Origin of the sequence: Streptomyces sp. NPDC088097 (assembly GCF_044741845.1) — a bacterium.
Lineage (GTDB): Bacteria > Actinomycetota > Actinomycetes > Streptomycetales > Streptomycetaceae > Streptomyces.
Genome location: NZ_JBIUTJ010000003.1, coordinates 703,809 through 726,027, shown reverse-complemented (window position 1 = coordinate 726,027; position 22,219 = coordinate 703,809). Strand labels below are relative to the sequence as shown.

At 73.7% G+C, this 22,219-nt stretch carries 20 protein-coding genes; 10 read left to right on the top strand and 10 right to left on the bottom strand.

Annotated features, from left to right (window positions below; genetic code table 11):
- Positions 1-97 precede the first annotated feature (97 nt).
- From ACIOD1_RS13490 to ACIOD1_RS13475, 4 genes are all read right to left on the bottom strand, one after another.
- Positions 98-1,621 carry an aldehyde dehydrogenase family protein gene (locus ACIOD1_RS13490; protein WP_365624841.1) on the bottom strand — a complete coding sequence of 508 codons (1,524 nt, stop codon included), beginning with the start codon at positions 1,619-1,621 and terminating at the stop codon, positions 98-100.
- 189 nt (positions 1,622-1,810) lie between these two features.
- Entirely contained in the window at positions 1,811-3,067 is a 1,257-nt protein-coding gene (locus ACIOD1_RS13485; protein WP_401902209.1) for a GAF domain-containing protein, read from the bottom strand.
- A 116-nt stretch (positions 3,068-3,183) separates the two neighbouring features.
- The gene (locus ACIOD1_RS13480; protein WP_401902207.1) at positions 3,184-4,557 is read right to left on the bottom strand and encodes an SWF or SNF family helicase; all 1,374 of its coding nucleotides are present in this window, start codon (positions 4,555-4,557) and stop codon (positions 3,184-3,186) included.
- Positions 4,554-7,661, bottom strand: a complete 3,108-nt coding sequence (locus tag ACIOD1_RS13475) for a DEAD/DEAH box helicase (protein ID WP_401902205.1) — start codon at positions 7,659-7,661, stop codon at positions 4,554-4,556. The genes ACIOD1_RS13480 and ACIOD1_RS13475 overlap by 4 nt, the downstream gene beginning before the upstream one ends.
- Positions 7,662-7,768: 107 nt before the next feature.
- On the opposite strand from ACIOD1_RS13475, the gene ACIOD1_RS13470 reads away from it, so the two are divergent.
- Together ACIOD1_RS13470 and ACIOD1_RS13465 are read left to right on the top strand one after the other, a co-directional pair.
- The gene (locus tag ACIOD1_RS13470) at positions 7,769-7,951 is read left to right on the top strand and encodes a hypothetical protein (protein ID WP_365623823.1); all 183 of its coding nucleotides are present in this window, start codon (positions 7,769-7,771) and stop codon (positions 7,949-7,951) included.
- Positions 7,952-7,974: 23 nt separating this feature from the next.
- On the top strand, positions 7,975-8,523 hold the full coding sequence (locus ACIOD1_RS13465; protein WP_365623821.1) for an MOSC domain-containing protein: 549 nt from the start codon (positions 7,975-7,977) through the stop codon (positions 8,521-8,523).
- A gap of 48 nt (positions 8,524-8,571) precedes the next feature.
- Here the strand turns inward: ACIOD1_RS13465 and ACIOD1_RS13460 are convergent, their stop codons facing one another.
- Positions 8,572-9,375: a hypothetical protein gene (locus ACIOD1_RS13460; RefSeq protein WP_401902203.1), complete on the bottom strand. Its 804-nt coding sequence runs from the start codon at positions 9,373-9,375 to the stop codon at positions 8,572-8,574.
- Positions 9,376-9,509: 134 nt separating this feature from the next.
- Here ACIOD1_RS13460 and ACIOD1_RS13455 point away from each other — a divergent pair, with 134 nt between their 5' ends.
- The gene (locus tag ACIOD1_RS13455; protein ID WP_365623819.1) at positions 9,510-10,424 is read left to right on the top strand and encodes an oxygenase MpaB family protein; all 915 of its coding nucleotides are present in this window, start codon (positions 9,510-9,512) and stop codon (positions 10,422-10,424) included.
- A 34-nt stretch (positions 10,425-10,458) separates the two neighbouring features.
- On the opposite strand, the gene ACIOD1_RS13450 is transcribed toward ACIOD1_RS13455, so the two are convergent.
- Positions 10,459-11,067: a class I SAM-dependent methyltransferase gene (locus ACIOD1_RS13450; protein ID WP_401902349.1), complete on the bottom strand. Its 609-nt coding sequence runs from the start codon at positions 11,065-11,067 to the stop codon at positions 10,459-10,461.
- A 241-nt stretch (positions 11,068-11,308) separates the two neighbouring features.
- On the opposite strand from ACIOD1_RS13450, the gene ACIOD1_RS13445 reads away from it, so the two are divergent.
- From ACIOD1_RS13445 to ACIOD1_RS13425, 5 genes are all read left to right on the top strand, one after another.
- Positions 11,309-12,157, top strand: a complete 849-nt coding sequence (locus tag ACIOD1_RS13445; RefSeq protein WP_365623817.1) for an MHYT domain-containing protein — start codon at positions 11,309-11,311, stop codon at positions 12,155-12,157.
- 295 nt (positions 12,158-12,452) lie between these two features.
- Positions 12,453-14,990, top strand: a complete 2,538-nt coding sequence (locus ACIOD1_RS13440) for a nitrate- and nitrite sensing domain-containing protein (RefSeq protein ID WP_401902201.1) — start codon at positions 12,453-12,455, stop codon at positions 14,988-14,990.
- A complete protein-coding gene (locus tag ACIOD1_RS13435) occupies positions 14,990-15,433 on the top strand; it encodes a roadblock/LC7 domain-containing protein (protein WP_365623813.1) in 444 nt (147 codons plus the stop codon). The genes ACIOD1_RS13440 and ACIOD1_RS13435 overlap by 1 nt, the downstream gene beginning before the upstream one ends.
- Positions 15,430-15,831: a DUF742 domain-containing protein gene (locus tag ACIOD1_RS13430; RefSeq protein WP_365623811.1), complete on the top strand. Its 402-nt coding sequence runs from the start codon at positions 15,430-15,432 to the stop codon at positions 15,829-15,831. The genes ACIOD1_RS13435 and ACIOD1_RS13430 overlap by 4 nt, the downstream gene beginning before the upstream one ends.
- The gene (locus tag ACIOD1_RS13425; protein ID WP_365623809.1) at positions 15,831-16,460 is read left to right on the top strand and encodes an ATP/GTP-binding protein; all 630 of its coding nucleotides are present in this window, start codon (positions 15,831-15,833) and stop codon (positions 16,458-16,460) included. Before ACIOD1_RS13430 ends, ACIOD1_RS13425 begins: the two co-directional genes overlap by 1 nt.
- A 36-nt stretch (positions 16,461-16,496) precedes the next feature.
- Here ACIOD1_RS13425 and ACIOD1_RS13420 read toward each other — a convergent pair whose 3' ends face one another.
- Complete coding sequence (locus ACIOD1_RS13420; protein ID WP_365623807.1) at positions 16,497-16,925, bottom strand: PPOX class F420-dependent oxidoreductase; 429 nt, start codon at positions 16,923-16,925, stop codon at positions 16,497-16,499.
- A gap of 106 nt (positions 16,926-17,031) precedes the next feature.
- On the opposite strand from ACIOD1_RS13420, the gene ACIOD1_RS13415 reads away from it, so the two are divergent.
- Both ACIOD1_RS13415 and ACIOD1_RS13410 read left to right on the top strand, forming a co-directional pair.
- On the top strand, positions 17,032-17,430 hold the full coding sequence (locus tag ACIOD1_RS13415) for a roadblock/LC7 domain-containing protein (protein WP_365623805.1): 399 nt from the start codon (positions 17,032-17,034) through the stop codon (positions 17,428-17,430).
- Positions 17,431-17,536: 106 nt separating this feature from the next.
- Positions 17,537-18,316: a DUF6397 family protein gene (locus ACIOD1_RS13410; protein ID WP_365623803.1), complete on the top strand. Its 780-nt coding sequence runs from the start codon at positions 17,537-17,539 to the stop codon at positions 18,314-18,316.
- Here the strand turns inward: ACIOD1_RS13410 and ACIOD1_RS13405 are convergent.
- The 3 genes from ACIOD1_RS13405 to ACIOD1_RS13395 form a co-directional block, all read right to left on the bottom strand.
- Complete coding sequence (locus tag ACIOD1_RS13405; RefSeq protein ID WP_365623801.1) at positions 18,280-18,681, bottom strand: YchJ family metal-binding protein; 402 nt, start codon at positions 18,679-18,681, stop codon at positions 18,280-18,282. The two genes, ACIOD1_RS13410 and ACIOD1_RS13405, sit on opposite strands and share 37 nt — an antisense overlap.
- Positions 18,682-18,751: 70 nt before the next feature.
- Positions 18,752-19,630 (bottom strand): acyl-CoA thioesterase, encoded by an 879-nt coding sequence (locus tag ACIOD1_RS13400; protein WP_401902197.1) that lies wholly within the window; start codon positions 19,628-19,630, stop codon positions 18,752-18,754.
- A 58-nt stretch (positions 19,631-19,688) separates the two neighbouring features.
- Positions 19,689-22,211, bottom strand: a complete 2,523-nt coding sequence (locus tag ACIOD1_RS13395) for a DUF3516 domain-containing protein (RefSeq protein ID WP_365623797.1) — start codon at positions 22,209-22,211, stop codon at positions 19,689-19,691.
- Between the last annotated feature and the right edge of the window lie 8 nt (positions 22,212-22,219).

Genomic DNA, 22,219 nt, shown 5'->3' with positions numbered 1-22,219 from the left:
CACCCGGGGTGGGCCAGGACCATCCGGACCGCTACGATCCGGCCAAATCCGCAGGGGTTGCCGGTCGAGACGGGTCCTTTCCGTTCGGCCTTGCGGCCTAGAAGAAGCCCAACTTCTTGGGGGAGTAGGAGACCAGGAGGTTCTTCGTCTGCTGGTAGTGCTCCAGCATCATCTTGTGGGTCTCGCGGCCGATGCCCGACTGCTTGTAGCCGCCGAACGCCGCGTGGGCCGGGTAGGCGTGGTAGCAGTTCGTCCAGACGCGGCCGGCCTGGATGGCGCGGCCGGCGCGGTAGGCGGTGTTGATGTCGCGGGTCCAGACGCCCGCGCCCAAGCCGTACGCCGTGTCGTTGGCGATCCGGACCGCGTCGTCGAAGTCCTCGAAGGAGGTCACCGACACCACCGGGCCGAAGATCTCCTCCTGGAAGATCCGCATCCGGTTGTCCCCCTCGAAGATGGTCGGCTGGATGTAGAACCCACCCGCCAGGTCACCGCCGTGGTCGACGCGTCCGCCGCCCGTCAGGATCTTCGCGCCCTCCTCCTGGCCGATCCGGACGTACGAGAGGACCTTGCGCAGCTGTTCCTCGGAGGCCTGCGCCCCGATCATCGTGTCCGTGTCCAACGGGTGTCCCGGCACGATCAGTTCGGTACGGGCAACGGCCGCGTCCAGGAAGTCGGCGTAGCGGCCCCGCTCGATCAGGGCGCGCGAAGGGCTCGTACAGACCTCGCCCTGGTTCAGCGCGAACATCGTGAAGCCCTCCAGGGCCTTGTCGCGCAGGTCGTCGTCGGTCGTCCAGATGTCGTCGAAGAAGAGGTTCGGGCTCTTGCCGCCCAACTCCAGCGTGACCGGCTTCAGGTGCTCCGCCGCGTACTGCATGATCAGCCGGCCCGTGGAGGTCTCCCCGGTGAAGGCCACCTTCGCCACGCGCGGGCTGGACGCGAGGGGCTTGCCCGCCTCCTCCCCGAAGCCGTTCACCACGTTCACCACACCCGGCGGCAGCAGGTCCGCCACCAGGCTCAGCCAGTAGTGCACCGAAGCCGGGGTCTGCTCGGCCGGCTTGAGGACCACCGTGTTGCCGGCGGCGAGGGCCGGAGCCAGCTTCCACACCGCCATGAGGATCGGGAAGTTCCACGGGATGATCTGGGCGACCACGCCCAACGGCTCGTGGAAGTGGTAGGCCACCGTGTCGTCGTCGATCTGGCTGAGCGCGCCCTCCTGGGCACGCAGCGCCCCCGCGAAGTAGCGGAACTGGTCGACCGCCAGAGGGATGTCCGCGGCGAGGGTCTCGCGGATCGGCTTGCCGTTCTCCCAGGTCTCGGCGACCGCGAGGGCCTCCAGGTTCTGCTCCATCCGATCCGCGATCCGGAGCAGGACCGTCGCGCGCTCGCCCACTGAGGTGCGCCCCCAGGCCGGCGCGGCGGCGTGCGCCGCGTCCAGGGCCAGTTCGATGTCCTCCGCGGTGCCGCGCGCCACCTCCGTGAACGGCTGCCCCGTGACGGGCGAGGGGTTGGCGAACCACTGCCCGCGCACGGGATCGACGTACTCGCCGCCGATGAAGTGACCGTAGCGGGACGCGTACGACATCAACGCGCCCTCGGTACCGGGCGCCGCGTAACGGGCCATGGTGGACTCCCTCTGCCGGGCGCCGGCCGCCGTTGGACAGCGCTCGGCGAGGAGGCTAGGAGCGGTGGGGTTGCGGCTACGTTGCACCCCCGGCCACGGGCACCCCCCCCGCCACGGGCACCCCCGCCGCGCGCATCCCCGGCCACGGGCACCCCCGCCACGGGCCCGTGCCAGGGCGGCGCACCCGCGCTACCGTGCGCCCAGTTCCGCGTCCAGGGCGCGTACGCGGGCCCACGCCACCGGCCTGTCCCGGGCCGGCAGCGCCGCGGCCAGCGCCCGCCACACCACCGGGTCGTCCGCGCCCCACGGCCCGCACACCCAGTCCGTCAACAACCCCGCGTCCGCCCGGGCGATCACCGCGGCCCGCGCCTGGTCCTCGATGCGCCGCCGCAGCCGGACGATGCCGGGCGCCCCCGACGCCGGCAACAGTGGCCCCGGGTAGCGGGTGAGGGCGGCCGACACCGCGCCGCCCGCCAAGTGCCGGGTCACGGCGGTGAAGTCGGCCTCCAGCGGCGCGGCCGTCCGGTAGGGGCGCGACAGCAGCCGACCGGCGCCCAGGAGCGCGCGCAGCCGGGACACCTCCGCCCGCACCGTCACCGCCGCGACCGCCTCGTCCTCGTACAGGGCGCAGGCCAGTTCCTCTCCCGACAAGCCCTCCGGATGGTGCGCGAGCAACGCCATGATCTCGCTGTGCCGCCGCCCCAACTCGATCCGTCGACCCCCGAGCACCAGCAACGCCTCGTCACGGCCCAGCGCGGCCAGCGTGTCGGGAGGGTCGGCCGACCGAGGTGCGAGCAGGGCCAGTTGGGTTTCGGCGGCCCGGGCCACCGCCTGGACGAACGCCAGCGAGTGGGGGTGGGCCAGACCGTCGCCGCCGGTGATGTCCACCGCCCCGAGCACCTGCCCCGTGCGCGGATCCCGCACCGGCGCCGCCGCGCAGGTCCAGGGGTGGACCCGGCGGCTGAAGTGCTCCGCCCCGAAGACCTGGACGGGCTCCCCGAGCGCGACCGCCGTGCCGGGGGCGTTGGTCCCCATCGCGCTCTCCGCCCACCGCGCGCCCGGCACGAAGCCGAGCCCCTCCGCACGCCGCAGCGTGGCCGGCTCCCCCTCCACCCACAGCAGCCGGCCCCGCGCGTCGCACACCGCCAACAGGTGGGCCCCGTGCGCCGCGAACGCTCCCACGAGGTCCCGGACCAGCGGCATCACCCGGGCGAGGGGGTGTTGTGCCCGGTAGTCCCGCAACTCCGCTTCGGCCAGCTCCAGTCGGGGCACGCATTCCGGGCTGACCCGGGCCCGCGCGCACCGTCGCCAAGACCTCGCGATCACCGCCCGGACCGGCGGCTCGACCGACCCGTCCCGGGTGAAGGCCGCGTGCGCCCGCCGCAGCACGCGGAGGCGTTCGACGGGATCGACCCCGCCCGGCAGCGCCAACGACGGATCGCCCATGTCACCCTCCGGGGGTCGCGGCGCCGCGAGACGCGGAGCGCCCCCATCGTCGTGCGGGCCCGGAGCCCCGGCAAGGGCCCGCGTCGGCCGGCCCGCGCCGGAATCAGCCGGTGCGGTCAGCGGTCCGGTGGCTCCCCGTCGCGGGACGGCGCCCTGTCCGCCTGGTCCGCCCAGTCCGTGGATTCCGCCGCGTCCGCCGAGTCCAGCACCGCCAGTGCCGACGCCGGGTCCGGGGCCGCCGGGCCCGCCAGGTGCCACCGGCCGGCCGTCCGGCGCAGGGGCCACCAACGGCCCTCCCGGTCCAGCCGGAGCCCGTGGTCCGTGTCCGGGACCGTCCAGCGGGCGCGGACCCGGTGCGGTTCCGGGGCCCGCTCGTCCGGCCGGGCCGCCGCCAGGGCGGAGCGGGCCCGGGCCAGGGTCGCGCGGTCCGGCGTCCAGTCGTCCTCCAGCGCCGCGAGGGCCGGGGCCCCGCCGAAGCCCCAGGCCCGGACGGCCCGCTCCAGCGCTGCCCGGTCACGTCCGGAAGCCACCGCCAGACGGAAGCGGACCCGGAAGTCGCCACCCTCGGCGATGAGGCGTACGGCGTCTTCGGCCGCCGGCAGCGGGGGCCGCAGCGCGCGCTCCGCATGGCCCGGAGCCAGCGCCTCCGCCAGCAGCCGGTACGCCTCCGACGCGGCCGCCTGCGCCAGGAACTCCACCGCGTCCACGTCCAGCCCGTCCGGCGGGGCGGCGCCGTCGGTGTCCAGCGTCGGCGGCTGCCCCGGGCCCTCGGGCAGGGCCGGCGGCGGGGGCAGCGGCGGTAGGATCCGCCCGGCCGCGAATACGTCCTCGGCCGCGACCCCCGGATCAGCCGCTTCCGGTTCCGCTTCCGCCTCCCCGTGCGGGCCGCCGGCCGCCGCGCTGCGCTCCTCCAACGCAGCGACGAGGTCCCGCTCAGGGCGCCCGCGCAGCAGCAACAGCACGAAGGGGTCCTGGTCCAGCAGCCGCGCCACCTGGTAGCAGAGCGCCGCCGTGTGCGCGCAGTGATCCCATTCCCCGCAGTCGCACTGCGGGTCGAGGTCGGCGAGCCCGGGCAGCAGGTCCACCCCGGCCGCGGCCGCCTCCTCGGCCAGCTCCGGCGGCACCTCACGGTCCAGCAGCGCCGCGATGAACCCCGCCTCGGACGCGGCCGACCCGATCACCCGGTCCCATTCCGCTTCCGTGAACTCCCGGACCAGTACGTCCGTCCGGTGCGCCGTACCGTCCCGGTCGCGCACCACCGCCGTCACCCCGCCGGGACGCACCGACACGGCGCCGACCGTGCCCGTGCGCGCGTACCGCCGCCCCTGGCGCACCTGCTCCCCGTCCAACGCGCCCTCCTCCAGGGCGCGCAGCCAGGCACGGCCCCACCAGGTGGTGGCGAAGGCGCGCCCGGCGTGCGCGGGCAGGGCGGGGAAGACCCGCTCGTAGGGGTTGGGGGCGTCGTGCCCGCCGTGCGTACGGTGCTTCACGGCCGGCTCCCGGAGATCGGGCGCAGGGAGACGAGGTCGGCCAGCGCGCTGTCGGTCAGTTCGGTCAGTGCGGTCTCGTCGCCCGCGAGGACGGCGTCGGCGAGTGCCTTTTTGCGGACGAGCAGTTCGGCGATGCGGTCTTCGACGGTGCCCTCGGCGATGATGCGGTGGACCTGGACGGGTTGGGTCTGGCCGATGCGGTGGGCGCGGTCGGTGGCCTGTTCCTCGACGGCGGGGTTCCACCAGCGGTCGTAGTGGACGACGTGGCCGGCGCGGGTGAGGTTGAGGCCGGTTCCGGCGGCTTTGAGGGAGAGCAGGAAGACGGGGACCTCGCCGGATTGGAAGCGGTCGACGAGTTCCTCGCGGCGCGGCACCGGCGTGCCGCCGTGCAGGAGTTGCGTCGGGACGGCGCGGGCGGCGAGGTGCTTCTCCAGGATCCGGGCCATGGCCACGTACTGGGTGAAGACGAGGACGGAGCCGCCCTCGGCGAGGATCGTGTCGAGGAGCTCGTCGAGGAGGTCGAGCTTCCCGGACGGGCCGGAACCGGAGCCGGGACCGGAATCGGCACCGGCGCCGGATCCCGCACCGGATCCCGCACCGGGTCCCTGGCCGGGGCCGGTGGCTGTGGCGGTGGAGGACCGGTCGCCGAGGTACTGCGCCGGGTGGTTGCAGATCTGCTTGAGCGAGGTCAGCAGCTTGACGACGAGCCCGCGCCGCTCCATCCCGTCCGCCTCCGCGATCGCGGCGAGCGTCTCGCGCACGACGGCCTCGTACAGCCCGGCCTGTTCGGGGCTGAGGGACACCGGGTGGTCGGTCTCGGTCTTGGGCGGGAGTTCGGGGGCGATCCCGGGGTCGGACTTCTTGCGGCGCAGCAGGAACGGCCGTACGAGAGCCGCCAGACGGGCCGCGGCCTGCGGATCGCGACCGCTCTCGACGGGCTCCGCGTACCGCGAGCGGAACCTGCCGAGCGGGCCGAGGAGGCCGGGGGTGGTCCAGTCGAGGAGGGCCCAGAGTTCGGAGAGGTTGTTCTCGACGGGGGTGCCGGTGAGGGCGACGCGGGCTGGTGTGGGGATGGTGCGGAGGGCTTTGGCGGTGGAGGAGCGGGGGTTCTTGACGTGTTGGGCCTCGTCGGCGACGACCATGCCCCAGGCGTGGGTGGCGAGGTGGGGGGCGGTGGCGCGCATGGTGGCGTAGGTGGTGAGGACGAATCCGCCGGGCGGGAGGTCGTCGAGGGTGCGGCCGGCGCCGTGGAAGCGGCGTACGGGGGTGGCGGGGGCGAATTTCTCGATCTCGCGTTGCCAGTTGCCCAGGAGGGAGGCGGGGCAGACGACGAGGGTGGGTTCGGGGCGGTCGCGGTGGAGGTGGAGGGCGATGAGGGTGACGGTCTTGCCCAGGCCCATGTCGTCGGCGAGGCAGCCGCCGAGGCCCAGGGAGGTCATCAGGTCGAGCCAGGCCAGTCCCCGCAGTTGGTAGTCCCGCAGGGTCGCCTTCAGCGCGGCGGGCGCCGCGATCGGCTCGGGATCCCCTGCCAACCGGTCCCGCAACCGCGCCGACGAACCGGTCGCCGTGACGTCGAACCGCGCCCCGTCGATCTCGGTCGACCCGGTGAGTACGGCGGCCAGTGCGTCGGCCGCGGCCACGGGGACGGGGCGGTCCCGCAGGGTGCGGGCGCGGCGTACGGCGGCGGGGTCGATCAGGACCCACTGGTCGCGCAGCCGGACGAGGGGGCGGTTCGCCTCGGCGAGCCGGTCGAGTTCGGCGGCGGTCAGGTCACCCGCCGGATGGCCCAGGGAGTGGCGCCAGCCCAGGGCGAGCCCGGCGCCGGACACGGCTGCGGCGGTGGATCGGGGCGGGGCCTTCGCGGGGGCGGAGCCGTCGCCGACCAGGATCCCGGAGGTGAGGGTACGGGCGAGCGCGCGGGGCCAGTGCACCTGCACCCCGTCGGCGGCGAGCGCCGCGCAGGCCTCCCCGAGCAGCTCCGCCACCTCCTCGTCGGCGAGGTCCACGGAGTCCGGTACGGCGGCCCCCAGCAGCGGGGTGAGGGGCGGCCACAGCCGGGCGGCCCGGCGCAGCGCGCGCAACGCGTCCAGCCGGGCGCGGGGCGGGAAGGCGGCCCCGACGGACCCCGAGGCGGCCCAGACGTCGACGGCGTCGGCGACGAGGGAGGCGTCGGCGAGGCTGTGCATCTGGAGCACGGCGCGAAGGCGGGGCGGGGTCTCGGAGCCGCCGGGACCCTCGTGGTCGGCGGGGCCGTGCTCTGAGCGGTCGGCGGCGCCGTGCCCTTGTCCGGGCGCCGCGCGGACTTCCACGCGCAGGGAGATCCGGACCCCGGCGTCGTGGCCGGCCGCCACCTCGTCGGCCCAGGCGCGCAGGCTGGGGCGGGGATCCGGAGCCGCCTGCGCCCCGGCCGCCGCGTAGACGGCCGCGCCGGTGGCGGCGGGCGCGGCGGGGGAGCGGGGCAGGGTGTCGGCGACGGCGTCGAGGAAGGCGCGCAGGAGGGGCTCTTGAGCGGGGAGGCGGGGCGGACCGTGGGGGCGCCGGGGGTGGGAGGTGCCGTCGGGGCCGCCGATGTCGTCGGGGCCCTCCGGGCCGTGTGCGCGCAGGGGGACGGCGTGCGCCGCGGGCGGCATGGCGGCCGCCAGTTTCCGGATCTCCTCGACGTCCTCCGCCTGGAGGGGCCCGACCCGCCAGGCGTCGTGGCCGGTGGGGCTCAGTCCGGGCAGCAACAGTCCGCGGGCGGCGAGGCCCAGGGCGAGCAGGGCGGCGGCGCCCCAGAAGGCGACGCTCCCGTCCGGGACGGCATCGGCATCGGCGCCCGTGGTGGGGCCGGAGGGGGCGAGGGTGGCGGCTCGGGCCCGGGTGAGGAGGGGCAGCGCCTCCCCGACGGGCAGGACCACGGCCGGGACGACCAGGCGGTCCGCGCCCGTGGTGACGACCTCGATCTCCTCGGTCCGTCCCGCGCCGTGACCGGTGGGGAGGGGAAGGCCGTCAGGGCGCCAGAGGGCGATCCGGCCGCCGCGGGGCGGGTCGGAGGGCAGGAAGACGGCGGAGCAACGCAGGAGGCCGGAGATCTCTGGAAGCACGCATTCCTCAAACTTGACCACTGGGCAAAGGGTGGCCGAGCGTACCTCAAGGCCGGGCGGCGGGGGAACGACTGTCCGCGGCCGCGCGTTGAGGAGGTGGCAGTCGACGTAGAGGGAGGTGTCCGCAGATGTCGAAGAGCGGAAAGATCGCGGTGACCGCGGTCGTTGCGGCGATCGTGTTGTACGCCCTGTTCGGATTCTGGGTGGGTTTGGCGGTCCTGATCGGGATCCCGGCCGTGGCCTACCTGCTGCTCGACCCCTCCCAGCGTCGTCGTCTGCGGGGCATATCCAGGAAGCAGATCGGTCGCTGAGAGCGGCAGGGGGGAACTCGTTCATGAACAACACCGCACAGGTCGCCGCCGTGAGCAGCAACGCCGTGTACTCCTTCACCAAGCCCAACCGGGACAGCATCACCCTGCTCGCCGGTCTGGGTGTGGAGGGGGACGTGCACGCGGGGGTCACGGTCAAGCACCGCTCGCGGGTCGCGGCCGACCCGACCCAGCCGAACCTCAGACAGGTGCACCTGATCCACCGGGAGCTGTTCGACGAGGTCGCCGACGCCGGGTTCCGCGTCGCACCGGGACAGCTCGGGGAGAACGTCACCACGCAGGGCATCGACCTCCTCGCCCTGCCGACGGGCACGCTCCTGCGCCTCGGGGAGGAGGCCGTCGTGGAGATAACCGGCCTGCGCAACCCCTGCCCGCAGATCAACGCCTTCCAGGACGGGCTGCTCAAGCAGGTGGTCGGGCGCGACGAGGAGGGCCGCGTCGTGCGCAAGGCGGGCATCATGGGCGTGGTCCACCGAGGCGGCGCGATCCGCCCCGGTGACACCATCACGGTCACGCTGCCGGAGCTCCCGCACGTCCCGCTCGAACGCGTCTGACGGAGCGGGGGCGGCGCCCGCCCACGTGGTTCAAGCGGTGCGAGCGGGTCAAGCCGGTGGTTGGGACGGGGCGCCGGTCGCGACGCGGTCCAGCGCCGTCAGCAGCTCGGGCAACTCCGGCCGCTCCGCGTTCCCCTCGCGGGGCACGGCCAGGACCTCGCCGGGCTCCTCGTCGAGCAGGAGGAACGCCCCGCCGTCGGTCCGGGCCACCATCGACCATCCCGGCCCGTCCGCCCTGAGGGTCCGTGCCTCCTCGCCCGCGAAGACGGAGCGGACCCGTCCGGGCGGCGGAGCCTCCCGCGTGTAGGCGGCCGCCTCCCGCAGCGCCCGCGCCAGCCCGGGGTGTGCGGCTGCCGCCGCCCCGCCGTCCGTGGCGACCCGCTCGCGCCAGTCCGCCCACTCCCGGGCGATCTGGTCCGCCCCCAACCGCCGCTGCACGGGACCCCATCCCGCCGCCGAGGGCGGCGCCAGTGGCACCCGTCCCGTACCGTCCGCGCCCTGCGGGGGGTCGTACGGCTCGGGGACGCCCGGAGCGGAGACCGTCAGCTCCAGCGGCCAACCCGCCAGCGAGACCACGATCGTGCGCTCGTCGGGCGACAGGTCGTACTCCATGCCGCAGTCCCAGGCGGCGATGGCGGACGCCACCAGCGAGACGTCGTCCACGACGACCGTCCAGCGCGCGCCCTCCTCGTCCTGCCCGAGCACCAGCCCGTACCCGTCGGCGACCGGCCGGACTCCCAGCAGCCCACAGGCCTCCGGGAAGTCGTCACCGAGCACCGTCGGGAACCGCATGGGGGTCAGCAGCACGGCGGTCAGCACGTACAGCGAGCCCCCGTCATCCTCGTCGGACACCTGGCCTCCCGATCGCTCTCTCGTCGGCGCACCTTAACCAGCGGGTAACACGCGCGTCGAGAGCCCGTAGGTGACGATTTCCAAGCCCACTACCTGCACGTAGAGTTGGGGCCCCGCCACAGAAAGGGACATCGGTGCAGCGTTACGACCGGCTCAGGGAGATCCTCCGGCTCGATCCGGAGGAGGACTTCCTGGCCATCTACCGGCTCACCGCCGCCCACGAGTTCCCCTGGGACTTCACCCGCGCCCTGGAACTGGCGCTCTTCCGGACCTACGCCGTCCCGTCCATCGGCTCCCTCCTCGCCGAGACCGGCGAGTTCACGCTGCGAGCCCAGAAGCGCTACGACGACACCTCGCTCCTCCTCGACGCGGTCGTGGAGCACGGGTTCGACAGCGAAACGGCGCGCACCGCGATCCGCCGCGTCAACGCGATGCACCGCGGTTACGAGATCTCCGACGACGACATGCGCTACGTCCTGTGCACGTTCGTGGTGATCCCCGCGCGCTGGATCGACGCCTACGGCTGGCGCCCGCTGACCCACCACGAGCGCCGGGCCTGCGCGAACTACTACCGCGCCCTCGGCCACCACCTCGGCATCAAGGAGGTCCCGGCCTCCTATGAGGAGTTCGAGGCCACCCTGACCGCCTACGAGGAGGCCCACTTCGGCTGGGACCAAGGCGGCCGGGCCGTCGCCGACTCCACCATCGAGCTGATGGCCTCCTGGTACCCGGCGCCCCTCGCCCCCGCCGTGCGCGCGCTGAGCCTCAGCCTCCTCGACGAGCCCCTCCTGGCGGCCTTCCGCTACGAGCCACCGCGCCCGGCCGTACGTCGGCTGGTCCGCGGCGCCCTGCGGCTGCGCGGCCGGGCGGTGCGGCTGCTGCCCCCGCGCGCGGCCCCCCACTACGCCCGCCAGAACCGGGAGGTCAAGGGCTACCCCGACGGCTACGACGTGGGGGAGCTGGGCACCTTCCCGGTGCCCGGTCGAGGCGGCTGCCCCGTGCCGCACCCCCGCCGCCCGGCCGGCGCCGAGGCCCAGCCGCCCGCGTAGGCCGGCCAGGTCCCGCACGGCCCGCCGGTGCGGCTCAGGGGCGGCGTACGGCCAGGGCCAGGAACCGGGCGTCCTCGTCGGCGTACGAGGTCAGTTCCCACCCCGAACCGGACAGCAGCGGGCCGAGGTTGTGCTCGGCCCGCAGGTCGTCCGGGGCCAGCTCGCGGCCGTGGCGCGCGGCCAGCGCCGCCCGCCCGATCGGGTGGAACAGGGCGAGCCGTCCGCCGGGGCGCACCACGCGGGCGAGCTCGCGCAGGTTCGCGGCGGGCTCGGGCAGGTGGGCGATCAGCCCGGCCGCGAACACCGCGTCCAGCGCCCCGTCCCGTAGCGGCAGCCGCGCCACGTCCGCGCGGATCAGCGCCGCACGGCTCCCGCGACCGGCCTGCCGGGCGGCGTCCAGCATCTGAGCGGTCATGTCCATCCCGAGCACGCTCCCGGTGTCCCCGACGGCCGCGCGCAGCTCCGGCAGCGCCCGCCCCGTCCCGCAGCCCGCGTCGAGCACCCGGTCCCCCGGGCGCAGCCCGAACTCGGCGACGGCGGCCGCGAAGGCGGGCCCGTCCCCGGGGAACTTGCGGTCCCAGTCCGCGGCGCGGGCCCCGAAGAACTCCTGCACGTGCGCGTGGTCCTCGTTGGTTCGGCTCATAGGGCTCATGGGTCCATGATTCCGCACCCGCGCCGTTGTTCACGGAGTCCGGCGTCGGGCTTCCCGTTGCCCGCGTCCGGCTCCGCCCTCCGGATCCCGTCGCCCGTGCCTGCGGTCCGTGCGCAAGCTGGCACGCGGGGTGATCGAAGATGAAGGTATCTCTGTCATATTCCAGCAGTTACAGCTGCTTTCGAAATGCGCCCCTTGTTCGTGGCCTCACCCGGACTAGCGTCCGGTGGCCATGGGACACCTGGACCACGCCGCCTACGGCTGGCTGACACCCGCGCTGTCGTACGCGATGGCATCGATCGGCGCCGCCCTCGGCCTGCGCTGCACCGTCCGCGCGCTCGCCACGACCGGCGCATCGCGCCGCAACTGGCTCCTCACGGGCGCCTCCGCCATCGGAACCGGCATCTGGACGATGCACTTCGTCGCCATGTTCGGCTTCCACGTCACCGGCACGGAGATCCGCTACGACGTGCCGCTGACCGTTCTGAGCCTGCTCGTCGCCGTGCTCGTGGTCGGCGCGGGCGTCTTCGCCGTCGGCTACGGCAAGCGAAGGGGACGCGCCCTCTTCCTCGGCGGCCTGACCACCGGGCTCGGCGTCGCGAGCATGCACTACCTCGGAATGGCGGCCCTGCGCCTGCACGGCACGGTCGACTACCGGCCGACGGTGGTCGTCCTGTCCGTCGCCATCGCCGTGGCCGCCGCCACCGCCGCGCTCTGGGCCGCGCTCAACATCAAGTCCCCCGCGGCCGGAGCCGTCGCGGCCCTCGTCATGGGCGCCGCCGTCAGCAGCATGCACTACACCGGGATGCTGGCCGTGGTCGTCACGGTCTCCCCTTCGGACCAAGCCCTGTCCGGAGCCACCACGATGCAGTTCGTCTTCCCGCTCGCCGTCGGACTCGGCTCGTACCTCTTCGTGACCGCCGCCTTCGTCGCCCTCTCCCCGACCGCCGACGAGCGGGCCGCCACCGCTTCCGCCGTCGCGTCGGCCGTCACCTCCGCCCCGTCGGCCCCTGCCGCCCCACCCACGGCCCCCCTCAGGGCCGGAGGTGCGCTGTCGGCCCACCGGACCCCCGCCTCGTAGCCCGGCCGCCCGCCGCCGGCCCCCACCCCCCCAGCCCGACACCGAGTCCAGTCGTACCGCCCGGAACGAGGAGCCCATGCGCATACCCCGCAGAAGACCGGAAGCAGCGGCGCCGGAGTCGCCCGCGCCCCCGGTGCGCGGCCGCCGGGCCCACGCCGGTCCCCCCGCCGAGGAAACGCCGGGGCCGCGGACCCCTCCGTCCCCCACCGGAGGGGCCGGGGGCGGCCCGGCCGGCCCGCGGCCCCGGATCCGGCTGAGGCCCGCCACCGTCCGGGCGAAGATCGTCTCCCTGCTCATGGTCCCGGTGGTCTCGCTCCTCGCCCTCTGGGGCTTCGCCACCGTCAGCACCGCCCAGGACATCGCCGACCTCAGCCGCGCCCGACAGGTCGACGCCGAGATGGGCACCCCCGTGGCCGCCCTGCTGACCGAGCTCCAGGCCGAACGCCGGGCCTCCGTGAGGTTCCTGGCGGATCCCGTGTCCGACCAGGCGAGCGCCCTCACCCGGCAGGCCGGCCGTACCGACGCGGCCGTACGCCGCCTGCGGCTCGGCGACCGGCACACCGTGGCCGACTCCGGCGACTACCGGGGCGTGGTGGTGACCCGCCTGCGCACGCTCGTCGCCGACGCGGAGGCCCTCACCGGCACCCGCGAGGACATCGTCGAACGGCGGCTCGCCCCGGACGCGGCCTACGAGGCGTACACCCGCGTGACCGAATCCGCCCTCACCGTCGAAGGCGCCCTGTCCGGCGGCGAAGAGGCCGAACCCGGTCCCGACGCGAGGATCCTGCTGGAGTTCGACCGGGCCGGCGAGCTGCTGTCCCGGGAGGACGCGCTGCTCGCGCTGCCGGGACCACGCTCCGCCGATGCCCTGCGCCGCCTCACCGGCACCGTGGCCACCCGCCGCGCCCTGACCGAGACGTCCACCCGCGACCTGCCCGCCGCCCAACGGGCCGCGTGGGAGTCCGCGTCCAAGACCGCCGCCCACGCCGACCTCACCGCCGCCGAGGACAAGGTCCTGGCGGCGACCCCGGCCGTCCCGAACCCCGCCCCACCCGCCTCCTCGCCGGCCACCGTGCCCCCGGCCGGCTGGGAGTCCGCGTACACCGACGTCAGCGCCTCGATGCGGGAGGTGCGCGACGCGGTGCACCGGGCCGCCATCGGCCGCGCCGACCCCGTCTCCGCGGGTGTGCTCAGCCCCGCAGGCGCCGCCGTCCTGCTGGGCCTGGTCGCCGTCGCCGCCTCGCTCGTCATCTCCGTACGCATCGGTCGCGCCCTCGTCGTCGAACTGGTCTCGCTGCGCAACACCGCCCTGGACATCGCCCACCGCAAGCTCCCGGACGCCATGGACCGGCTGCGGGCGGGCCAGGAGATCGACGTCGAGGCGGAGACCCCGCCCGGGCCCCCCGCGGACGACGAGGTCACCCAGGTCGGCGCGGCCCTGGCCACCGTCCACCGGGCCGCGCTCAGCGCCGCCGTGGAACGGGCCGAACTGGCGAGCGGCGTCAGCGGGGTCTTCGTCAACCTCGCCCGCCGCAGCCAGGTCCTCGTGCACAAGCAGCTCAACCTGCTCGACTCCATGGAGCGGCGCGCCGACGACCCGGGCGAGCTGGGCGACCTCTTCCGGCTCGACCACCTCACCACCCGGATGCGCCGCCACGCCGAGAGCCTGATCATCCTGTCGGGGGCCGCACCCGGACGCGCGTGGCGGCTGCCGGTCCCGCTGACCAATGTCGTGCGGGCGGCCGTCTCCGAGATCGAGGACTACCCGCGCGTCGAGGTGCGCCGACTCGCCGAGGCCGCGGTCGTCGGCGGAGCCGTCGCCGACCTGACCCACCTCCTCGCCGAACTGATCGAGAACGCCGCCCAGTTCTCCCCGCCCCACACCAAGGTGCGCGTCAGCGGCGAGCCCGTCGGCGCCGGCTATGTGCTGGAGGTCGAGGACAGGGGGCTCGGCATGGGCCGCGAGGCCCTCGCCGACGCCAACCGTCGCATCGAACACTCCGAGGACCTCGACCTCTTCGACAGCGACCGCCTCGGCCTCTTCGTCGTCAGCAGGCTCTCGGCCCGGCACGGGATCCGCGTGCACCTGCGCACCTCGCCCTACGGAGGCACCACCGCGGTGGTGCTCCTGCCCAACTCCCTCCTCCAGAGCGCCGTCACGACCGCCCCCGCCACCTCGGAGCCCGACCGCGAGCCCGAGCCCGACCGCGAGCCCGAGCCCGGTTCCGGGCGGCAGCGGGCGGCGGACCGGACGGCCCGCGCCCGCGCCAGGGGCGCCGCACCGGAGGCGGCACCGCGCCCGGCGGCCCCCGCCCCCGCCCCGACCTCGGCCCCGACCCCGGCTCCCGTCCCCGCCGGGCCGGGCGGGCCCGAGCCGGAGCCCGCCCTCGGATCCGCCCGTGCCCGGGCCGGCGCGGACCAGGCGGCCACGTCCGAAGTCGGCCGCCCGCAGCCTCCGTTCCCCGCGATGAGCGTCGTACGGGACCCCGCGCGCGGCACCCGGCCCGACCCCGACGCGCCCGCTCCGGCCTCGACCCCCGCGCCCGTCCCCGAGCCGCGCCGGCCCCGCCCCGCACCGGTGGCCCCCCTGCGGCCGCGCGGCGGCCCCGTGGGCCCGGTGACGGAACTCCCGCGCCGGGTGCGCCAGGCCAGCCTGGTCCCGCAACTGCGCGAGGCCGCCGAGACCGGGCCGTCGACCGGGACGCGGACCCCCGGCGACCCGCCGGGCCGCACCCCCGAACAGGCCCGGGACCGGATGGCCGCCTACCGGGCCGGGTGGGCGCGGGGCACTCAGGACGACTCCCCCCACGCAGAACGCGAAGGAGAAGTGTGATGATCGAACACCAGAGGCTCGACCTCGACGGGGGCCGCCGCTCCGGCGAACTGGACTGGTTGCTGGACGACCTCGTGCACCGGGTCCGCGAGGTCCGTCACGTCGTGGTCCTCTCCAACGACGGTCTCGCCGTGGGCTCCTCCAGCGCCCTCGACCGGGAGGACGCCGAGCACTTGGCCGCCGTGGCCTCCGGCTTCCACAGCCTCGCCAAGGGGGCGGGCCGGCATTTCCACGCCGGGGGCGTGCGCCAGACGATGGTGGAGATGGACGAGGGCTTCCTCTTCGTCGCCGCCGCCGGCGACGGGTCCTGCCTGGCGGTCCTCAGCGCGGCGAGCGCCGACGTCGGGCTGATCGCCTATGAGATGGCCCGGCTGGTCAAGCGGGTCGGCGAACACCTCCACACCCCACCGCGCTTCGCGGCCCACCCGCCGGCCGCCGGGTGAGGGCGGCGGTCCGGAGCGTGGACGGCCACTGGTACGACGCAGCGGCGGGTCCGCTCGTACGCCCGTACGCGATGACGGGCGGACGGACGAAACCCGGGCCGCACGGGGTCCGGTTCGACCTGATCGCCCTGGTGGTGGTCGACCCGGACGCCGACGGGGTGGGCGAGGACTCCCTGCTCGGCCCCGAACACCGCTCCCTGCTCGGCCTCTGCCGGGCCGAGACCCAGTCCGTCGCGGAACTCGCCGCCGACGCGGACCTCCCGGTCGGGGTGGTGCGGGTGCTGCTGGGCGACCTGCTGGAGGCGGGACACGTCAAGGTCAGCCGGCCGGTTCCGCCCGCGCAACTGCCGGACGAACGGATCCTGCGGGAAGTCATCGAGGGATTGCGAGCGCTGTGATGGGACTGCACGACGACGGACCGGCCGGGCCGCCCGGTTCGGGGACGGACGATGAACTCGCCGCGCTCGCCCTGAAGATCCTCGTGGCCGGGGGCTTCGGGGTGGGCAAGACCACGATGGTCGGCGCCGTCAGCGAGATCCGCCCGCTGCGCACCGAGGAGGCGCTGAGCGAGGCCGGCGAACTGGTCGACGACACGGGTGGGGTGGACCAGAAGACCACGACGACGGTGGCGATGGACTTCGGGCGGATCACCATCCGCTCCGGCCTGTCCCTCTACCTGTTCGGGACGCCGGGGCAGGATCGTTTCTGGTTCCTCTGGGACGAGCTGTCACAGGGCGCGCTGGGGGCCGTCGTCCTCGCCGACACCCGCCGCCTGGAGGACTGCTTCCCGGCCGTCGACTACTTCGAGCACCGGCGGATCCCCTTCGTGGTGGCCGTCAACTGCTTCTCCGACTCGCGCCGTTACGGGGCGAACGAGGTGTCGCTGGCCCTGGACCTGGAGCAGGGGACGCCGGTGGTGCTGTGCGACGCGCGCGACAAGGACTCCGGGAAGGAAGTGCTGATCAGGCTGGTCGAGTACGCCGGGCGGGTGCACACCGCCCGGCTGCTCGACTCGGTGGGCCAGTAGGGTCCCGCCCGTCCCGCCCACCTCGGTCGGGGGGCCTCAGTCCGCCACGGCGGCCATCGCGTTCACCTTGTCGATGGAGACCCGGACGAGGAGTTCGCCGGGGACCGCGTTGCGGCGACCGAAGGCCTCGCCGCGCTCCTCGCCCATGTAGCGGCTGCCGATCCGGACCGCCCACGGGAGCATGTCCTCCAGGTCCTCGCTGATCTCGGCGCGGCCTTGGAGGATCACGTAGGAGAAGGGGGGCCGCTCGTCGTCCACGCACAGGGCGACCCGGCCGTCGCGGGCCAGATTCCGCCCCTTGACGGTGTCCTTCCCGGTGTTGAACACGAAGGAATCGCCGTCGAGAACGAACCAGATGGGAGCGATGTGAGGGCTTCCGTCCTCACGGACCGTGGACAGCTTCCCGGTGCGGGTGGAGTGCGAGACGAAGGCCCGCCATTCCTCTTGAGTCATCTTCTGTGCCATGGGTCCATCCTCCTTGCCCGAAAGCCGCTGGTGGGGAAGGCTTGCGGCACGACTACGCGGGGTGGGGCTCGGCCAGGTCGGCCGCGCCGACGGGGAGGGGCTTGAAATGGCACTGGACAAGCAGCTCGACTGGTTGCTGGACGATCTCACGCGCAGGGTCCCGCAGGTGCGGCACGCGGTGGTGTTGTCGAACGACGGGCTGGTGACGGCGGCGACCGCGGGCCTGGCCCGGGAGGACGCGGAACACCTGGCGGCGGTCGCGGCCGGGCTCCAGAGCCTGGCGAAGGGCTCCGGACGGCACTTCCGGGCGGGCGAGGTGCGCCAGACGATGGTCGAGTACGACGAGGGCTTCCTCTTCGTGGTGGCGGCCGGTTCGGGGAGCTGCCTGTGCGCGCTGAGCGCCGCCGAAGCCGACATCGTGCAGGTCGCCTACGAGATGACGTTGCTGGTCAACCGGGTCGGCGAGCACCTCGGCGTCGCGGAACGACGGATCACCGGGGGCTGATGGGCGGGCTGTCCGTCCGAGGGTTATCCACAGGCCCCACATGGATGCGTAGCGCTGAGTTACGGTCTTCACACAGAGTGATCGCCACTCGTGGGGGAGGACTGTGATGGAGCTACGAACGGCTGAACCGCTGCTCGGTGGGGTCCGGGCGGCGCAGGAGCTGGGGCTCGGCCGGAGCGAGTTGGCCCGCGCCGTCCAACTGGGCCTGGTACGCCCCGGCGTTCGCACACCCGGCGGCGCCGCCCGCTTCCCGCGGGCCGAGCTGGACCGGGTCCGGGCGGGCGAGGGATTTCCCGAGGAACTGCGGGCGAGGGTCGAGACCGTGGCCGGCGCCGACGCGGGAGCCCGGGTGTTGGGGATCGGGCCCAGCCGGTTCACCCGGCTCGCCCGCAGCGGCCACCTCGTACCGGTCGGCTACCGGATCAACCGCTACCGGGCCGTCGTCTGGGTCTATCTCATCGCGGAGCTACGGGAGTTCGCCGCGCACCGGCCGGGGATGCTGCGCGGGGTCGCGCCGCCGGCCGACCGGGAACTGTTGGCCGCCAAGGGCGACCTGCGCCCCCGCGCCTGGCGGGACCGGCATGTGGGGCTGCTGCTGAGACGAACCGCCGACCCGTGGGAACGGGCCGCCGTACTGGCCTCCGTCCTGCCGGAACACGAGGTGCTGCGGGCCGTCCCCGACCCGGAGGAGCGGATCGTGCTCGCCGCGCTCGCGCCACCCCCGCCGTACGGGCATCCCCAGGTCCCGGCCGCCGCCGCCGTGGCCACCGCACTGCTGCTGGCCGGGCCGCCCGAGGAGACCGACCACTACCGCGCCGGCCTCGACCTCGCGCTGGCCGGCGCCCGGGGTCAGTCGAACTCGACGGGGGAGAGGGGGCCCACGTAGACCCAGGAGCCGTCCTCGCGCACGAAGGAACTGTGTTCGCGCAGCGAGCCCGTGTGTCCGTCCTCGCGGTAGTGGGCGCGGAACTCCACCGCCCCCTCCGTCTCGAACATCCCGCCGCGCTCGGTGGAGAGGATCTCCAGCCGCTCCCAGCGCTGCCCCGGATCCGTTTCCAGCCGCTCCGGCCGCGTCGTGGAGTGCCAGGACCGCAACAGGTAGGCGGCGTCGCCGACCGCGAAGGCGCTGAAGCGGGACCGCATCAACAGTTCGGCGGTGGGAGCCGATCGGGCACCGGAGTGGAAGCGGCCGCAGCACTCCGGATACGAGGCGGGCAGCCCGCAGGGGCAGGGGAGGGCCGGGGTGGGCATGGGTGCGCTCAGCTCTTCGGTGAGGAGGTGGCCAGGGGAGGGGAAGGGAGAGAAGAGGGAGAGGTGTCGCTCAGGTCCGGGGGGCGTACGGACGGAAGAGGCCCTCTTGGACCACGGAGACCAGCAGCCTGCCCTCCAGATCGTAGATGCGGCCACGGGCCAACCCCCGGCCACCGTGCGCGATGGGCGACTCCTGGTCGTACAGGAACCACTCGTCGGCCCGGAAGGGTCGGTGGAACCACATGGCGTGGTCCAGTGAGGCCATGTCGAAACCGCGCATCCCCCACAGCGGTTCCACGGGGATCCGCACGGCGTCGAGGAGGGTCATGTCACTGGCGTAGGTGAGGGCGCAGGTGTGCACGAGCGGGTCGTCGCCCAAGGGGCCGACCGCCCGCATCCACACCGCGCTGCGCGGATCGGCGTCCTTGAGCTCCTGCGGAGTCCAACGGAGCCGGTCCACGTACCGGATGTCGAAGGGTTGGCGGCGGGCCATCCGCTCCAGGGCCTCCGGCAGTGCGCCCAGGTGCTCGCGGATCTCCTCCGCGACCGGCGGGAGCGTGTCCGGATGCGGGAAATCGAGGCGAGGAGGCAGCTGGTGCTCGATGCTGCCCTCCTCCGGGTGATGGAAGGAGGCGGTCAGGTTGAAGATGGTCTTGCCCTGCTGGACGGCGGTGACCCGGCGCGTGGTGAAGGAGCGTCCGTCACGGACCCGTTCCACCTGGTACACGATCGGCACCCCGGGGATGCCCGGGCGCAGGAAGTACGCGTGCAGCGAGTGGACCGGTCGGTCGCCCTCGACCGTCCGGCCGGCGGCCACCAGCGCCTGGCCGGCGACCTGGCCGCCGAACACGCGCTGGAGGGACTCCTGGGGGCTGACCCCCCGGAAGATGTTGACCTCGATCTGCTCCAGGTCGAGCAGATCGACCAGTCTCTCGGCAGGGTTCGTCATCAGGGGTTCTCCACGTGGTCCAGGGTGGCCGCTCGGGCCGGCGGGTTGTGGGGTCGGGTCAGAGGACGCCGAGCTCGCCGACCGAGGTGACCCGGATGACGGCCCGACCCTCCTCGTCGGAGGCCGCGAGGTCGACCTCGGCGCTGATGCCCCAGCCGTGGTCCCCGTTGGGGTCGGCGAAGGTCTGACGGACGCGCCACAGGCCGTGCGCCGCGTCCTCCTCGATCTGGAGGAGCTTCGGGCCGCGCGCGTCGGGGCCGGTGCCGAGGTCGTCGTACTCGTCCCAGTACCCGTCCATGGCCTCGCCCCAGGCGTCGGCGTCCCAGCCGGACTCGGAGTCCAGCTCGCCCAGGACGTTGACGTGGTCCAGGGCGGCGAGCTCCACCCGGCGGAACATGGCGTTGCGGACCAGCACGCGGAAGGCGCGGGAGTTCGCCGTGACCGGCTTGACCTGGTCGGCCTTCTCCTGGGCCTGCTCCGCCGTCTCCACCTCCGGGTTCGCCAGCTGCTCCCACTCGTCGAGGAGGCTGGAGTCGACCTGGCGGACCAGCTCGCCGAGCCAGGCGATGAGGTCCTGGAGGTCCTCGGACTTGAGGTCGTCGGGGATCGTGTGGTCCAGCGCCTTGAAGGCACCGGCCAGGTAGCGCAGCACGATGCCCTCGGTGCGGGCGAGTTCGTAGAAGGAGGTGAACTCGGTGAAGGTCATCGCGCGCTCGTACATGTCGCGGATGATCGACTTCGGGGAGACCGGGTGGTCGCGGACCCACGGGTGGCTCTTGCTGTACACGTCGTAGGCGTGCAACAGCAGCTCTTCGAGCGGCTTGGGGTAGGTGACGTCCTGGAGCCGCTCCATCCGCTCCTCGTACTCGATGCCGTCGGCCTTCATCTGGCCGACCGCGATCCCGCGCTCCTTGTTCTGCTGGGCGGCCAGGATCTGGCGCGGGTCGTCCAGCGTGGACTCCACGACGGACACCATGTCCAGCGCGTAGGAGGGGGACTCGGGGTCCAGCAGGTCGAAGGAGGCCAGCGCGAAGGTGGACAGGGGCTGGTTCAGCGCGAAGTCCTGCTGGAGGTCGACGGTGAGCCGGATGGTGCGGCCCTCGGCGTCCGGGGTGTCGAGCTTCTCGACCACGCCGCCGTCCAACAGCGAGCGGTAGATCGCGATGGCCCGACGGATGTGGCGCAGCTGGGCCTTGCGCGGCTCGTGGTTGTCCTCAAGGAGATGGCGCATCGCCTTGAAGGCGTCGCCGGGCCGGGCGATGACCGACAGCAGCATGATGTTGGTGACCTTGAACCGCGAGGTCAGCGGCTCCGGGTCGGCGCCGATCAGCTTCTCGAAGGTGATGTCCGACCAGGCCACGAAGCCCTCGGGTGCCTTCTTGCGGACCACCTTGCGGCGCTTCTTCGGGTCGTCGCCCGCCTTGGCGAGGGCCTTCTCGTTCTCGATGACGTGCTCGGGCGCCTGCGCGACCACGTAGCCCGCCGTGTCGAAGCCGGCGCGGCCGGCCCGACCGGCGATCTGGTGGAACTCGCGGGCGCGCAGGGTGCGGACCCGGGTGCCGTCGTACTTGGTGAGCGCGGTGAACAGCACCGTGCGGATCGGGACGTTCACGCCGACGCCGAGGGTGTCGGTACCGCAGATGACCTTCAACAGACCGGCCTGGGCCAGCTTCTCCACCAGGCGCCGGTACTTGGGCAGCATGCCGGCGTGGTGTACGCCGATGCCGTGCCGGACGTAACGGGAGAGATTCTGACCGAACTTGGTGGTGAAGCGGAAGTTGCCGATCAGCTCGGCGATCTTGTCCTTCTCCTCGCGGGTGCACATGTTGATGCTCATGAGCGACTGCGCCCGCTCGACCGCCTGGGCCTGCGTGAAGTGGACGATGTAGACCGGGGCCTGCCGGGTCTCCAGCAGTTCGGTGATCGTGTCGGTGATCGGTGTGGTGACGTACTCGTACGACAGGGGGACGGGCCGGGTCGCGGAGCGGACCATCGAGGTCGGCCGGCCGGTGCGGCGGGTGAGGTCCTCCTCGAACCGCTTCATGTCGCCGAGCGTCGCCGACATCAGGACGAACTGCGCCTGCGGCAGTTCCAGGATCGGGATCTGCCAGGCCCAGCCACGGTCCGGCTCCGCGTAGAAGTGGAACTCGTCCATCACGACCTGGCCGATGTCGGCGTACTTGCCGTCGCGCAGCGCGATGGAGGCCAGCACCTCGGCGGTACAGCAGATGACGGGGGCGTCGGCGTTCACGGAGGCGTCGCCGGTGAGCATGCCGACGTTCTCGGTGCCGAAGAGCTTGCACAGGTCGAAGAACTTCTCCGACACCAGGGCCTTGATCGGCGCGGTGTAGAAGGTCACCTTGTCCTGGGCCAGCGCGGTGAAGTGCGCGCCCGCCGCGACGAGGCTCTTGCCGGAGCCGGTGGGCGTCGACAGGACCACGTTCGCGCCCGAGACCACCTCGATCAGCGCTTCCTCCTGAGCCGGGTACAGGGTGATGCCCTGGCCCTCCGCCCACGAGGAGAAAGCCTCGAAGAGGGCGTCGGGGTCGGCGTTCGGCGGGAGCTGATCAATGAGGGTCACGCCCCCCA

What these genes read in the sequence shown, in the direction of transcription:
- ACIOD1_RS13490 (WP_365624841.1), bottom strand. Translation starts at nt 1,621, where the DNA reads ATGGCCCGTTACGCGGCGCCCGGTACCGAGGGCGCGTTGATGTCGTAC.
- ACIOD1_RS13485 (WP_401902209.1), bottom strand. Translation starts at nt 3,067, where the DNA reads ATGGGCGATCCGTCGTTGGCGCTGCCGGGCGGGGTCGATCCCGTCGAA.
- ACIOD1_RS13470 (WP_365623823.1), top strand. Translation starts at nt 7,769, where the DNA reads ATGTCGAAGAGCGGAAAGATCGCGGTGACCGCGGTCGTTGCGGCGATC.
- ACIOD1_RS13465 (WP_365623821.1), top strand. Translation starts at nt 7,975, where the DNA reads ATGAACAACACCGCACAGGTCGCCGCCGTGAGCAGCAACGCCGTGTAC.
- ACIOD1_RS13450 (WP_401902349.1), bottom strand. Translation starts at nt 11,067, where the DNA reads ATGAGCCGAACCAACGAGGACCACGCGCACGTGCAGGAGTTCTTCGGG.
- ACIOD1_RS13445 (WP_365623817.1), top strand. Translation starts at nt 11,309, where the DNA reads ATGGGACACCTGGACCACGCCGCCTACGGCTGGCTGACACCCGCGCTG.
- ACIOD1_RS13440 (WP_401902201.1), top strand. Translation starts at nt 12,453, where the DNA reads ATGGTCCCGGTGGTCTCGCTCCTCGCCCTCTGGGGCTTCGCCACCGTC.
- ACIOD1_RS13435 (WP_365623813.1), top strand. Translation starts at nt 14,990, where the DNA reads ATGATCGAACACCAGAGGCTCGACCTCGACGGGGGCCGCCGCTCCGGC.
- ACIOD1_RS13425 (WP_365623809.1), top strand. Translation starts at nt 15,831, where the DNA reads ATGGGACTGCACGACGACGGACCGGCCGGGCCGCCCGGTTCGGGGACG.
- ACIOD1_RS13420 (WP_365623807.1), bottom strand. Translation starts at nt 16,925, where the DNA reads ATGGCACAGAAGATGACTCAAGAGGAATGGCGGGCCTTCGTCTCGCAC.
- ACIOD1_RS13415 (WP_365623805.1), top strand. Translation starts at nt 17,032, where the DNA reads ATGGCACTGGACAAGCAGCTCGACTGGTTGCTGGACGATCTCACGCGC.
- ACIOD1_RS13410 (WP_365623803.1), top strand. Translation starts at nt 17,537, where the DNA reads ATGGAGCTACGAACGGCTGAACCGCTGCTCGGTGGGGTCCGGGCGGCG.
- ACIOD1_RS13405 (WP_365623801.1), bottom strand. Translation starts at nt 18,681, where the DNA reads ATGCCCACCCCGGCCCTCCCCTGCCCCTGCGGGCTGCCCGCCTCGTAT.
- ACIOD1_RS13400 (WP_401902197.1), bottom strand. Translation starts at nt 19,630, where the DNA reads ATGACGAACCCTGCCGAGAGACTGGTCGATCTGCTCGACCTGGAGCAG.